Annotated in this window: 12 protein-coding genes; 4 read left to right on the forward strand and 8 right to left on the reverse strand. The window is 62.4% G+C overall.

The annotated features are described in order from the left end of the window. Position 1: 1 nt before the first annotated feature. The 5 genes from MRBLMS1_RS23390 to MRBLMS1_RS23410 form a co-directional block, all read right to left on the reverse strand. On the reverse strand, positions 2–934 hold the full coding sequence (locus tag MRBLMS1_RS23390) for an electron transfer flavoprotein subunit alpha/FixB family protein (RefSeq protein WP_034759881.1): 933 nt from the start codon (positions 932–934) through the stop codon (positions 2–4). 81 nt (positions 935–1,015) lie between these two features. Continuing rightward, positions 1,016–1,765 carry an electron transfer flavoprotein subunit beta/FixA family protein gene (locus MRBLMS1_RS23395; RefSeq protein ID WP_034759884.1) on the reverse strand — a complete coding sequence of 250 codons (750 nt, stop codon included), beginning with the start codon at positions 1,763–1,765 and terminating at the stop codon, positions 1,016–1,018. A 243-nt stretch (positions 1,766–2,008) separates the two neighbouring features. Next, complete coding sequence (locus tag MRBLMS1_RS23400) at positions 2,009–2,236, reverse strand: sulfurtransferase TusA family protein (RefSeq protein WP_010395510.1); 228 nt, start codon at positions 2,234–2,236, stop codon at positions 2,009–2,011. A gap of 237 nt (positions 2,237–2,473) precedes the next feature. After that, a complete protein-coding gene (alaS, locus tag MRBLMS1_RS23405) occupies positions 2,474–5,086 on the reverse strand; it encodes an alanine--tRNA ligase (protein ID WP_485882282.1) in 2,613 nt (870 codons plus the stop codon). Between the two features lie 121 nt (positions 5,087–5,207). Next, a complete protein-coding gene (locus MRBLMS1_RS23410; protein WP_034759891.1) occupies positions 5,208–5,663 on the reverse strand; it encodes a Fur family transcriptional regulator in 456 nt (151 codons plus the stop codon). A 158-nt stretch (positions 5,664–5,821) separates the two neighbouring features. Between MRBLMS1_RS23410 and MRBLMS1_RS23415 the strand changes: the two genes are divergently transcribed. Next, a complete protein-coding gene (locus MRBLMS1_RS23415; RefSeq protein WP_485882284.1) occupies positions 5,822–7,879 on the forward strand; it encodes a TonB-dependent receptor domain-containing protein in 2,058 nt (685 codons plus the stop codon). A 103-nt stretch (positions 7,880–7,982) separates the two neighbouring features. Here the strand turns inward: MRBLMS1_RS23415 and ugpQ are convergent, their stop codons facing one another. Next, positions 7,983–8,726: a glycerophosphodiester phosphodiesterase gene (gene ugpQ / locus MRBLMS1_RS23420; RefSeq protein ID WP_485882286.1), complete on the reverse strand. Its 744-nt coding sequence runs from the start codon at positions 8,724–8,726 to the stop codon at positions 7,983–7,985. 197 nt (positions 8,727–8,923) lie between these two features. Here ugpQ and MRBLMS1_RS23425 point away from each other — a divergent pair, with 197 nt between their 5' ends. Next, positions 8,924–10,027 (forward strand): sensor histidine kinase, encoded by a 1,104-nt coding sequence (locus MRBLMS1_RS23425; RefSeq protein ID WP_485882288.1) that lies wholly within the window; start codon positions 8,924–8,926, stop codon positions 10,025–10,027. Then, a complete protein-coding gene (locus tag MRBLMS1_RS23430; RefSeq protein WP_485882290.1) occupies positions 10,024–10,926 on the forward strand; it encodes a LytR/AlgR family response regulator transcription factor in 903 nt (300 codons plus the stop codon). Before MRBLMS1_RS23425 ends, MRBLMS1_RS23430 begins: the two co-directional genes overlap by 4 nt. A gap of 19 nt (positions 10,927–10,945) precedes the next feature. Here the strand turns inward: MRBLMS1_RS23430 and MRBLMS1_RS23435 are convergent, their stop codons facing one another. Continuing rightward, positions 10,946–11,272 (reverse strand): hypothetical protein, encoded by a 327-nt coding sequence (locus tag MRBLMS1_RS23435; RefSeq protein WP_128140358.1) that lies wholly within the window; start codon positions 11,270–11,272, stop codon positions 10,946–10,948. A gap of 206 nt (positions 11,273–11,478) precedes the next feature. Continuing rightward, positions 11,479–12,762 carry an MFS transporter gene (locus MRBLMS1_RS23440; RefSeq protein ID WP_485882293.1) on the reverse strand — a complete coding sequence of 428 codons (1,284 nt, stop codon included), beginning with the start codon at positions 12,760–12,762 and terminating at the stop codon, positions 11,479–11,481. A gap of 107 nt (positions 12,763–12,869) precedes the next feature. Between MRBLMS1_RS23440 and MRBLMS1_RS23445 the strand changes: the two genes are divergently transcribed. Beyond that, positions 12,870–13,772, forward strand: coding sequence for a LysR substrate-binding domain-containing protein (locus MRBLMS1_RS23445; RefSeq protein ID WP_072454357.1), 903 nt, complete (start codon positions 12,870–12,872; stop codon positions 13,770–13,772). Positions 13,773–13,818 lie beyond the last annotated feature (46 nt).

Genomic DNA, 13,818 nt, shown 5'->3' on the forward strand with positions numbered 1-13,818 from the left:
ATTAGCCCAGTTCTTTCACCAGTTGCGGCACGATCTCGAACAGATCGCCCACGATGCCGTAGTCGGCCACGGCAAAGATCGGCGCTTCCGGATCCTTGTTGATGGCGACAATGGTTTTCGAGTCTTTCATGCCGGCCAGATGCTGGATCGCGCCCGAGATGCCGACGGCGATGTACAGCGATGGCGCGACGATCTTGCCCGTCTGGCCCACTTGCCAGTCGTTCGGCACGAAGCCGGCATCGACGGCGGCGCGCGACGCACCCATGGCGGCGCCCAGCTTGTCGGCCAGCGGTTCCAGGATGTGGAAGTTCTCGGCCGACCCCATGCCACGGCCGCCCGACACGATGATTTTCGCGGCGGTCAGTTCAGGACGGTCGGACTTGGCCAGTTCGCGGCCCACGAAGGCCGATTTTCCGGCGTCGGCAACGGCGGCGACGGTTTCGGTGGCAGCCGAACCGCCGGTGGCGGCAGCCGCGTCGAAACCGGTGGTGCGCACGGTGATGACCTTGATCTTGTCGCCAGATTGCACGGTGGCAATCGCGTTACCGGCGTAGATCGGGCGCTCGAAGGTGTCAGGGGAATCGACCTTGGTGATTTCCGAGATTTGCGCCACGTCCAGCTTGGCGGCCACGCGCGGCAGGATGTTCTTGCCGTAGGCGGTGGCTGGCGCCAGGATGTGGCTGTAGTTGCCGGCGATGGCCAGCACTTGCTCGGCCACGTTTTCGGCCAGGCCGTCGGCAAAATATGGCGCGTCGGCCACGATGACTTTCGTCACGCCGGCGATTTGCGCGGCGGCAGCGGCGGCAGCCGATGCGTTCGAACCTGCGACCAGTACGTGCACGTCGCCGCCGCACTGGGCAGCCGCGGTCACGGTGTGGTGGGTGCTGCCCTTTAAGGTAGCGTTGTCGTGTTCAGCAATAACTAATGCGACCATGATTATTCCTAATAGTTAGCAAGTGCCGGGGTCAGACCCGCCGGGTCTGACCCCAGATTTTATGTTTTGGCGGCAAACCGCTCAGATAACCTTGGCTTCGGTACGCAGCTTGGCGACCAGGGTAGCGACGTCCGGGACCTTGATGCCGGCCGAGCGCTTGGCTGGCTCGACGACTTTCAGGGTCTTCAGGCGTGGCGCAACGTCGACGCCCAGGTCTTCCGGCTTGACGGTCTCGAGCGGCTTTTTCTTTGCCTTCATGATGTTCGGCAGGGTCACATAGCGTGGCTCATTCAAACGCAGGTCGGTGGTGATGATCGCTGGCAAGGTCAATGCCAGGGTTTCCAGGCCGCCGTCGACTTCGCGGGTGACGGTGACTTTGCCGTCTTCCAGCACGACTTTCGAGGCGAACGTGGCTTGCGGCCAACCCAGCAGGGCTGCCAGCATCTGGCCGGTCTGGTTGCTGTCGTCATCGATGGCTTGCTTGCCCAGGATGATCAGTTGCGGCTGTTCTTTCTCGGCCAGGGATTTCACCAGCTTGGCCACGGCCAGCGGTTCCAGTTCGGTCGTCGTTTCCACCAGGATGCCGCGGTCGGCGCCGATGGCCATGGCCGTGCGCAGGGTTTCCTGGCACTGCGTCACGCCGCAGGAGATGGCGACCACTTCAGTGACCTTGCCGGCTTCTTTCAGGCGCATCGCTTCTTCCAGCGCGATCTCATCGAAAGGGTTCATCGACATTTTGACGTTGGCGGTATCGACGCCAGTGCCGTCACTCTTGACGCGGACTTTGACGTTATAGTCGACCACGCGTTTGACGGGTACCAAGACTTTCATAGCTATGCCTTTGGGAAATTATAAAAATGACGGATCAAGTGCTGATTGTGCGTTCGATTATAAGAGAAATTTGAATCTTGAACCGAATTTAAGCACGATCGTGCGATTTTTTGTTAGAGCAATCCATCTAAACTGTCCAGCTTCGGGGATTTCAGGGGTGTCCGCCGCTACGCTGCAGGGCAGCAAAAGGGCTGGCTCGGGAAGGAAAACCAGGCCGCGCCACGGCGGCCCCGGCTGGCAGAATTATTTGCGTTGCATCAGGAAGACGAATTCGGTACCCGTCTGCACGTGCGACAGCAGGGCATTGCCCGTTTGCTTGGCGAAAGCCTGGAAGTCGCGCACGGAACCGGGATCGGTTGCCATGATGCGCAGCACTTCCCCGCTCTGCAGCTCTGACAAAGCCTTTTTCGCCTTCAGAATCGGCAACGGGCAATTCAAGCCCCGCGCGTCGAGTTCTTTGTGAAATTCCATAATCTCGGTATCAAGTAGTGTGTCGCTCATCATCAATATCCCACCATTGTTTTGTTGTACTGATTTTCGACATACTACTCTAAATCAGGGGCATTGACGCGCTGCACCAAAATAGTTCATCGGCTGTTGTGGTGTCACAACGAGATTCCACACGGCAAAACGGCCCGCAAACACCGTCTGCGGGCCGTTTTCAAGGGGCTGTGGAGCGAAAACCCCGCATGCCTGCTAGCTTACGCTTTATTTCACGCGCTCGCCGACCCAGGCCGGCACGCCAGCCAGGGCGTTCGCCAGACCGCTCGGATCGGTACCGCCAGCCTGCGCCATATCGGGGCGTCCGCCGCCTTTTCCGCCCACTTGCTGTGCAACGAAGTTCACCAGCTCGCCCGCTTTGACCTTGGAAGTCGCGTCCGCCGTCACGCCGGCGATCAGGCTGACCTTGCCGTCCGCCACGCTGGCCAGCACGATGGCGGCCGTTTTCAGCTTGTCCTTCAGCTTGTCCATGGTTTCGCGCAAACGGGCCACGTCGGCGCCGTCCAGCACGGCCGCGAGCACCTTGATGCCATTGACGTCGACGGCTTGCGTGACCAGTTCATCACCCTGGCCCGAGGCCAGTTTCGATTTCAGCGCGGCCAGTTCCTTCTCCAGCGCCTTCACGTGGTCCTGCACCTGGCCGATACGGGCAGTCAGTTCTTCCGGCTGCGCCTTCAGTGCATTGGCCGCTTCGACCAGGCGGCGGTTGATGGTTTGCACCAGCGCCAGCGCGCCCTCGCCCGTCACGGCTTCGACGCGGCGGATACCGGCGGCAACGCCGCTTTCGCCGATGATCTTGAACAGGCCGATGTCGCCCGTGCGCTGCACGTGAACGCCGCCGCACAGCTCTTTCGAGCTGCCGATGTCGAGCACGCGCACTTCATCGCCGTATTTCTCGCCGAACAGAGCCATCGCACCATGCTTGACGGCATCGTCAAACGACATCAAGTGGGCCTGCGTGGCACGGTTTTCCAGGATCTCTTTATTGACGATGGTTTCCACAGCGGCGATTTGCTCGGCCGTCATCGGCGCATTGTGGCTGAAGTCGAAACGGGTCTTGTCCGGATCGACCAGCGAACCCTTTTGCGCCACGTGGCTACCCAGCACTTCGCGCAAGGCCTTGTGCATCAAGTGCGTGGCCGAGTGGTTGCGAATGGTGCGCGCGCGCTTGGCCGTATCGACTTGCGCCGAGACGGCGTCGCCCACCTTCAGCACGCCCGATTCGAGCACGCCGTGGTGGCCGAACACGTCAGCCTGGATTTTCAGGGTGTCGCTGACGGCAAAGCTGCCAGCGCCCGAGGCGATCACGCCCTGGTCGCCCACCTGGCCGCCCGATTCCGCGTAGAACGGCGTCGTGTCGAGCACGACGATGCCTTCCTGGCCCGCCTTCAATTCCGTGACCTGCGTGCCGGCCGCGTACAGCGCGACGACCTTGCCGCTGAACGTCAATTGATCGTAGCCGACGAAGGTGTTTTTCTCGCCCGTGTACTCGACCTTGCTGTCCTTGTGCGTCTTGCCGCCCTTGCGTGACAGTTCCTGGCTTTCCTTCAGGGCCGCGTCGTAGCCGGCCTGGTCGAAAATGATGTTGCGTTCGCGGCAGATGTCGGCCGTCAGGTCCGGCGGGAAGCCGTAGGTTTCGTACAAGGTAAAAGCGGTGGCGCCATCGATGCCCGTGGCATCCTTGGCCAGCTGCGCTTCCAGCACTTTCATGCCCGTTTCCAGGGTTTCGCCGAAACGCTCTTCTTCGGCCTTCAGCATGTTGGCGACGTTGTCTTTCGCTTCTTCCAGCTCCGGATAGGCGCCGCCCATCTCGATGGCGAGATCCGCCACCAGCTTGTAGAAGAACGGTTTCGTCTGGCCCAGCTTGTGGCCATGGCGCAAGGCGCGGCGGATGATGCGGCGCAGGACATACGCGCGGCCTTCGCTGCCCGGGATGATGCCGTCGACGATCATGAAGGCGGCGGCGCGGATGTGGTCGGCGATCACGCGCAGCGACTTGTTTTCCAGGTCCGTGGCGCCCGTTTCGCGCGCGGCGGCGCGAATCAAATGCTGGAACAGGTCGATTTCATAGTTCGAATGCACGTGCTGCAGCACGGCGGCCAGGCGCTCCATGCCCATGCCCGTGTCGACGCAAGGCTTCGGCAGCTTGTGCATGACACCCGCTTCGTCGCGGTTGAACTGCATGAACACGAGGTTCCAGATTTCAATGAAGCGGTCGCCGTCTTCGTCAGGCGAGCCCGGTGGGCCGCCAGGAATGTCGGCGCCGTGGTCGTAGAAGATTTCCGTGCAAGGACCGCATGGGCCCGTGTCCGCCATCTGCCAGAAATTATCGGAGGCATAACGCGAACCCTTGTTGTCGCCGATGCGGATGATGCGCTCGACAGGCACGCCAATTTCTTTCGCCCAGATATCGTACGCTTCGTCATCTTCGATGTAGACGGTGACGGTCAGCTTGTCAGCCGGCAAGCCATAGACTTTGGTCAGCAGTTCCCACGCGTATTGAATCGCGTCGCGCTTGAAATAGTCGCCGAAGCTGAAGTTGCCCAGCATTTCAAAGAAAGTATGGTGGCGCGCCGTGTAGCCGACGTTTTCCAGATCGTTGTGCTTGCCGCCGGCGCGCACGCAGCGCTGCACCGAGGTGGCGCGCGTGTAGGGACGGCTGTCCGTGCCCGTAAACACATCCTTGAATTGCACCATGCCGCTGTTCGTCAACAGCAAGGTCGGATCGTTGCCTGGCACCAGGGAGCTGGAACGGACGATGGAATGGCCCTTGGACTCGAAAAATTTGAGGAACTTGTCGCGGATTTCAGTTGATTTCATGTTTTTTTGGCAAAGAGTGGCGGCAGCTTTAAAGGGAAGATTATACGTGATCTAGGTACGGGAATTGGCGCCGGGCAGCCAGCATTGTTGCAAGCCTGCCCACGCATGCCGCCCCGCCCGCTCAGGCCGGGTCGTGGTGGCTGGCGCAGGCGTGTGGCGCGGGCTTGGCCTTGGCGGCCGCGGCCCCCGTGACGCCAGCGGCGGCATTGCAGTCGGCGCAGCGGCCGTACAGGGTCAGTTCGTGGCGCTCGACAACAAAGCCTTGCGGCGCCATGCGTTTCAAGTCGCCCGGGCAATCATGCACGTCGAACACGCGCTGGCACGTGGTGCACTGGAAATGGTGGTGGTGGTGATTGGCCGCCGTGTTCGACTCGTAGCGAGGGTTTTCGCCCGGCAAGGTCACCACGTGCACCTTTTCTTCCAGCACCAGGGACTTCAAGTTGCGGTAAACGGTGGCGATGCCCAGCTGCGTCACTTGCAAGCTGGCCTGTTCGAGGATTTCCTGCGCCGACAAGGGGCGCTGGGCCGACTCGATGGCGGCTTGAATAGCGGTTTTTTGACGTGTTGTGCGTTCCATAGCCGACAGAATACACCATCCACCTGTATCTACTGTCCGGAAAAACTGTCACACTATAATGATAATGGGTTATCATTATCAACTTAGGGCAGGCTATTTCCTTTTCACGCACTGCCCCAACCCTGCCAACACCGATAGCCGATAAGGAACTTTTACCCATGTCCGTCCGCCCTCACCAACCCACTCCCCTCGCGCTGGCCATCATGCTGGCCTTTGCCGCTCCCGCCAGCGCACTGGCGCAGCAGGCGACAACCTTGCCCGCCGTCACCGTCTCGGCCAGCGCCCTGGCCCTGGGCAGCGACGACATGAGCACGCCCGTTACCGTACTCGAAGGCGAGGAACTGGTGCGCGCCCGCGAAGCGACCCTGGGCGAAACCTTGGCCGGCCAGCCCGGCATCACGTCCAGCCATTTCGGCGCCGGCGCCAGCCGTCCCATCATCCGCGGCATGGATGGCCCGCGCGTCAAGGTGCTGTCCGATGGCGCCGAAGTGCAGGATGCGTCGACCATCAGCCCCGACCATGCCGTCGCGGCCGAGCCGATGCTGTCGGAACAGATTGAAGTCTTGCGCGGCCCGTCCGCGCTGGCCTACGGCGGTGGTGCCGTCGGCGGTGTCGTCAATGTGATCGACAAGAAAATCCCCACGCGCGTGCCGGCGAAAGGTTTTGAAGGCAGTGCGGAAGTGCGCGCCAACTCGGCCGCGCGCGAAAAGGCGGGCGCCTTTGAAGTGACCGGCGGCTCCGGCAACATCGCCTTCCACGCGGAAGGCGTCAAGCGCGATGCAAAAGAATATAAGGTCGGCAGCGGCTGGGAAGGCGGCTCGAAAGTAGGCGGCAGCTACAACAAGACGGACACGGGCAGCGTGGGCGTGTCGTGGGTGGGCGAGCGGGGCTTCCTGGGCCTGGCCTTCACCAGCCAGCACGCGGAATACGGCTTGCCCGGCCACAACCATGAATTCGAAAGCTGCCACCCGCACGGCACGCACCTGCATTGCGGCGGCCACGAAGGCCACGACCACGGTGATGAAGAAGAACATGACCACGACCACGAAGATGGTGCCGTTCCCTACGTGAAACTGAAAAGCGAACGCTGGGACGTGCGCGGCGAATTGCGTGATCCCGTGCCCGGCTTCGCCAAGCTGCGCCTGCGCGCTTCGTTCACCGACTACAAGCACGATGAAATCGAAGGCACGGAAATCGCCACCACCTTCAAGAACAAGGGCCACGATGCACGCCTGGAAATGGAACACCATCCCGTCTTCGGCTGGCGCGGCGTGGTCGGCCTGCAAACGTCGAAGCGCGATTTCTCCGCCCTGGGCGAGGAAGCGTACGTGGCGCCGACGGTAACGAAGAAACACGCGGCCTTCCTGGTCGAGGAATACAAGCTCGACCAATGGCGCTTCGAAGCGGGCTTGCGCCACGAATGGCAAGACATTACGGTCGACAGCGCCACCTTGCAGGACCGCAGCGCCAAGGGCACCTCGGTCTCCCTGGGTGCCGTGTGGAAATTTGCACCCCAGTACTCGCTCGGTTCGACCATCTCGCGCACGCACCGTTTGCCCAGCGCCGAGGAACTGTATGCGCACGGCGTGCACATGGCCACAGCCACATATGAGCTGGGTAATGAAAACCTGGGCAAGGAAACGTCGAACAATATCGACTTGACCTTGCGCAAATATGCAGGCGCCACGACGTTCTCGGCCAGCGCCTACCGCAACAAGGTCGACAACTACATCTTCGGCTCCACCCTGGACAGCCACGAAGGCTTCCAGCTGATCCAGTACGCCCAGCGCGACGCCACGTTTACGGGGGTGGAAGGGCAGATCCGCCAGCAGCTGAACCCCATGTTCGGCGCCAGCGTGTTCGGCGACTACGTGCGGGCCAAGCTGGCCGACGGCGGCGGCAACTTGCCGCGCATCCCGGCCCAGCGTTTCGGCGTGAAGTTCGACGCCAACTGGCAGGCATGGAGCGGCGTGGCCGAGTTCTACCGCGTGGGCAAGCAGGGTAAAGTGGCAGCGTTTGAAACGGAAACGCCGGGCTACAACATGCTGAACCTCTCCGCCAACTACGACACGCGCATCGGCACGACGCCAGCCCAGTTCTACATCAAGGCGAACAACCTGACGAATGAACTGGCGTACAGCCATACCTCGTTCATCAAGAATGCGGCGCCGTTGATGGGGCGTAACTTGACGGTCGGCATGCGGGTAACTTTCTAAGCTGTTTGAAACGTAGGTCGGCTTAGCGCGCAAGCGCGTAAGCCGACAACACCAGCGGCGCCAACAATGTTGTCGGATTACGGCGCTGCGCGCCTAATCCGACCTACGCCATGGATCGAATAATATCGATCCTGTCCGTGCAAAACCCATCCACGCCCCAGGCCAGCAATTCGCTGGCCCGCTCCGGCGTGTTGACGGTGTAGCAGAACAGCCCGTATCCCGCCTCCTTGACCTCTCGCGCCAGTTCCGGCGTCAGTGGCTGGTGGTCGCAATGGATGGCCACGACGTCCAGTTCCTTTGCCTTTTTCGCCCAATCAGAAGGTATTTCTTCGACCAGCCAGCCGCGCGCCAGTTCCGGCGCCGTCTGGCGTGCCGCTTCCAGCGCGTCAATGCTGAACGACGACAGCAGCGGCAGCAATTCGCCAGCGGCGATTTCCTCTGCAAAATAGCCACGCGTGGCCCGCGCCACTGCCTCGCCCGTGGGCGCGTCGAAACCGGGTGCCGGCTTGATTTCGATATTCATCCAGATGCGCTGGGCCTTGCAATACGCCACCACGGCGTCAAAGGTAGGCACGCCTTCGCCCGCGAATTGCGGGCCGAACCAGGCGCCCGCCTCCATCGTTCCCAGCTGTGCGGCCGTGTAGTCATTGATACGGCCGCTGCCCGCCACGGTGCGGCCCAGCTCGGGATCGTGCACGACGACGGGCACGCCATCGGACGCCAGCATGACGTCGAATTCCACGGCGCGGTAGCCGTAGGCCAGGCCGCAGCGCAGGGCGGCCACGGTATTTTCAGGCGCCAGGGTGCCGCCGCCGCGGTGCGCGAGGGTGCGTGGGTAAGGCCACATGGTATTCCTTTATCATGAGGAGGTTGTCGGTCAAGACATCTTGCCATCATCGCGTGCAAGGGCCGCCATGTAAAGGACGCGATCAGGCGATTGGCGCCGTCTGCTCCCTGTTTCGTCGCATCGGCGTTGCGCCCGCTTGCAGAGCCGCCCATAATTGCCGCATTGCCAACCGAACGCCCACCCGAAAGCGGTCCCGCATGCACACTACCGACACCGCCCCCCGCAAGACGGGCTTTCCCTACCGGCGCCTGCTGGGCGACGCCCGTTATGCGCTGCTGCTCAATGTCCTGTGTGCCCTCTTCATCACCTTCGTGATGAACGGTGGGCAAAGCTTCTGGCTCAACCTGCTTGCATCCATGTGCATCGGCGGCATCGCCTTCCTGCTCATCGACGGCATCCGCCTGGCATGGTGGGGAGAGGGACGCCGCCCCCCAAGGCTGCCCTTCACTGCCCTCATCATCGTCAGTGCCGCCGTGGCGCAAGTCGGCGGCACCATGCTGTTCGGCTGGCTGGCCAATATCGACGTTCCCGCGCCCGTGTCCATGTCGCCACGCAATGTCGGCATGACGGTTTTCACCTTGGCGGCGGCCGGGGCGGCCATCCTGTTCTTTGGCAGCCGCGAAAAAATTGCGCGCCTGCAAATGGAAGCAGCCGAGGAAAAAGCCCGCGCCGAATCCGTGGCGCGCCAGGCCATGCAGGCGCAACTGCAGTTGCTGCAGGCGCAAATCGAGCCGCACATGCTGTTCAATACCCTGGCCAACCTGCAGGGCCTGATCAGCTTTGACCCGGACCGTGCCCAGTTGCTGCTCGACCAGCTGATCCAGTACTTGCGCGCCACCCTCTCTTCCTCGCGCGCCGAATCCACCACCCTGGAACAGGAGTTTTCCCTGATGCAAGCCTACCTGGGCCTGATGTCGATACGCATGGGCGCGCGCCTGCGCTTTACGCTGGACTTGCCCGCGGCCTTGCGCCAGATCAAGGTACCGCCCATGCTGCTGCAGCCGCTGGTGGAAAACGCCATCCAGCACGGCCTGGAACCGAAGATCGAAGGCGGCCATATCCACGTGCAGGCATCCACGGACGGTGGCGTGCTGCTGCTCACCGTCAGCGACGATGGCCTGGGCCTCGACCATCCGGGCCAGACCAAGGGCACGCAGCTGGGCGTGGAAAATATCCGCGAACGCCTGCGCGGCATGCATGGCGATGCAGCCAGCCTGTCACTGGACGCCAATCCGGCGGCAGGCGCCGTCGCCCGCCTTCAATTACCGATTCACTCCACCACCGCGAGCCCCACGCCATGACCAGCCCCACCCCGCGCGCCCTGATCGCCGAAGACGAACCCATACTCGCCGCCGCCCTCGCACACGCCTTGCAGCGACTGTGGCCGGAACTCGACATTGTCGCCACCTGCCCCAACGGCGTGGAAGCCTTGCGGCAAGGCCTGGCGCTGCAGCCCGACATTCTGTTTCTCGACATTAAGATGCCAGGCAAGACGGGCCTGGAAGCGGCCGAGGAGCTGGCAGAGCAATGGCCGGACGGCATCGCGTTCCCCCACATCGTGTTTGTGACCGCCTACGATGAATATGCGCTGGCCGCCTTCGAGCACGCGGCCGCCGATTACGTCTTGAAACCCGTCAACGATGCGCGCCTGGCCAAGACGGTGGAACGCTTGCAGCAGCGCTTGCGCGACAGCGGCATTGGCAAAGGCGTTGGCAACGGCACCGCTGCAGCAACAGCAGCAGCAGCAGCAGCAACATTAACAGCAACCTCAGCGCCAGCGACGACCGCTACAGCAGCGCCGGCAGCCGGAACCGCCAGCAATGACAATATGGCTCGCCTGCTTGCCCAGCTGCAAGCCATGCTGCCGCCCGCGCCGCGCCTGCAAATGATACGGGCGGCCGTGGGCAACAGCGTGCGCATGATCGCCTTGGCCGACGTCGTGTATTTCGAAGCGCTGGACAAATACATCAACGTCGTGTGCCAGGACAGCGAAGCGCTGATACGCACGAGCCTGAAGGAACTCCTGCCCCAGCTGGACCCGCAACAATTCTGGCAAATCCACCGGGGCACCATCGTCAACGCCAGCGCCATCGCCACGGCCGTGCGCGACGAGGCGGGCAAGCTGTCGCTGACCCTGCGCCAGCACCCGGCGCAACTGCGCGTCAGCCCTTTATATGCTCATCTATTTCGCCAGATGTAAGACGCGCAAGAGCCAAGGCCTAGTGCATCTGGTGCTTCAGGTCAGACAACTCATCGTGGACCTTGAGCACGACGCTCTTCATTTCCGGCGTCACGCTGGTCGCCGCACCGCACGCCCGCTTGGCGCGGTCGCCCAGCGATTCCATCTGGTCAACGGCTTGCCGGATGCGCGCATCGTCTTGCGTGTCGATGGCTTGCCGCACGGCGCTCTTTTGCTGGTCCAGCTGGTTGATGCAATCCTTCAAGTCCATCGGCATGCCCTGCTGTTTGCCGCACAGCTGGGCCGCCTGGCCGATCGCGTGTTCGATGGCGCCAAAGCGCCGTGCCACTTCCTTAACCTGCATCATGATGTGTCCTCCCACAGTGTCTGTAGTTGGATCGTCAAGCCGGCACAGGGTTCCCCACCAGCGGCCATCGCGTCGAAATGGTATGAGGCGTCAATGATCGAGGAGATCGGTGCGAACGAGGCCAAGGGCAGCCGCATCGACAAGATCACCGGCGCGCCGGCAAGAACGGGGAAACGATGATCGGCATGTGTCTCAAATAGCCGGACTCAGCCCGCCGCTTCGCGCGCCCCCAGCGGCTGCAAATGGCGCAGGCGCAAGGCGATCAGCACGCCGCCGCCCAGGCACAGACCCAGCATGATGACCACGCCCGTCCAGCCGTCGAAGCCCCACATCATGCCCGAGGCGGAACCGATCAGGCTCGAACCCAGGTAATAGAACAGCAGGTAGAAGGCCGAGGCCAGGGCCTGCGGCGCGCGCGCGCGGCGGCTGACCCAGCTGCTGGCGATCGAGTGCGAGGCGAAGAAGCCGAAGGTGGCCAGCGCCATGCCGATGACGATCAGCGGCAGCGAATCGAACAGGGTCAATAAAATGCCGGACAGCATCAGCGACAGCATGATCCACAGCACGCCCCGGCGCCCCAGGCGGTCCACCAGGCGGCCCGCCCAGACGGAGCTGAAGATGCCGATCAGGTACAAAAAGGCCAGCAAGCCGACCGTGCTCTGGCGCAAGCCGAATGGCGCAGCCAGCAGGCGGTAGCCGATGTAGTTATACAGGCTGACGAAACAGCCCATCAGCACGAACGCGAGGCAGAACAGCCACGGCAAGCCCCGGTCGGAAAAATGCTGGCGGATGGCGTGCGGCAAGGCGTTCCAACCCTTTGTACTGGGCACGAAATTTTTCGACGCGGGCAAGCTGCGCCAGAACTCCGCCGCCGCCAGCACGCCGGCCACGCCCAGCACGCCCAAGGCCCAGCGCCACGACAGGAAATCGCTGAGCATGGACGCGACCAGCCGTCCCGACATGCCGCCAAACGCGCTGCCGGCAATATACAGGCCCATCGACAGGCCCAGGGACGGGCCCTCGATTTCCTCGCCCAGGTAAGCCATGGCCACGGCCGGCATGCCGCCCAGGGCAATGCCGAGCGCGGCGCGGATGGCCAGCAACTGCGCATAATCCTGCGCGAACGCGGACAAAATGGTTAGTATCGCGGCGGAAAACATCGACGCCACCATCAAGGGCTTGCGCCCGACACGGTCCGACACGGCGCTGAGCAGTACCAAGGAGATCGCCAGCAAGCCGCTCGACACGGAGAGCGACCAGCTGCTTTGCGCGGGCGTCAGATGGAACTGGTGCGACAGCAGCGGAAACAGTGGCTGGATACAGTACAGCAAGCTGAAGGTGGAAAAGCCGCCAAAGAACAGGGCGCGGTTGCTGCGCTTGAATTCCGCCGTACCTTTGGCGATGGCCGTGCGGGGCGCGGGAGCGGCGGGGGCAACAGGAGACAGGACCGGGGTGGCGGCAGAGGCGTAAGCAAGCGATGAATCAGACATGGCCATGTTTCAAAGAGGAGCGAGTCTTCATCTTAGGATTGCCAACTCATATCGTCCAATATATATTCAAGGCCCAACTCATACTTTAAAACGATTACTGGACGAATATGGAACTGCGCCACCTCCGTTACTTTGTCGCCGTCGCCGAGGAATTGCACTTTACGCGCGCGGCCGAGCGCCTGCACATCGGCCAGCCGCCACTGAGCCAGCAAATCCAGGCGCTGGAAGCGGAGTTGGGCGCGCAGTTGTTCGAGCGCAACAAGCGCTCCGTGCGGCTGACGGAAGCAGGCCGTCTTTTCCTCGACGATGCGCGGCGCATCCTGGCCCTGTCAGAACAAGCGGCTGTCACGGCGCGCCGGGCCCAGCGGGGCGAAGCGGGCGAATTGCGCATCGGCTTTACCTTTTCCACGCCGTTTACGCCCTACTTCGCCACCGTCATCAACCGCTACCGCCAGCAATTCCCGCACGTCACCTTGACCCTGCACGAAATGGCGACCCTGCACCAGCTCGAAGCGATCTCGGGCAGGACGATGGACTTGGGCTTCGTGCGTCCGCCGGAAACAACGTATCCATCCGATATCAAGCTGACGCAACTGCGCCAGGATCCGCTGTTCCTCGTCTTGCCCGTCGACCACGCGCTGGCGGCCAAGGACGCGATTGCCATTGCCGATATGGCAGGCGAAGGCTTTGTCATGTACCCGAAAGATGCGGGCACGGGGATTTATCCGCAGATCTTCCGCCTGTGCAAGGCGGCCGGCTTCGTGCCCCAGGTGGCGCAGGAAGCGGGCGAAGCGTCGACCATCATCGGCCTGGTGGCGGCCGGCTGCGGCATTTCCGTGCTGCCCGCCTCATTCGACCGCATCCGCATGGATGGCGTGTGCTACCGCCCCATCGCCGACCCGCAGGCGACGACCAGTTTATTGCTTGCACAACGGGAAGAAGAGACGTCGCCGCTGGTCGCGGCGTTTGTGAAACTGGCCGAGGAAGCGGCCATGGAAGAGAAAGAATAGGCCGATGAGGCCGGCGTAGGTCTGCGTAGGTCGGCTTAGCCCAAAG

The organism is Massilia sp. LMS1-1-1.1 (assembly GCF_040815535.1).
GTDB lineage: Bacteria > Pseudomonadota > Gammaproteobacteria > Burkholderiales > Burkholderiaceae_D > Janthinobacterium > Janthinobacterium aestuarii.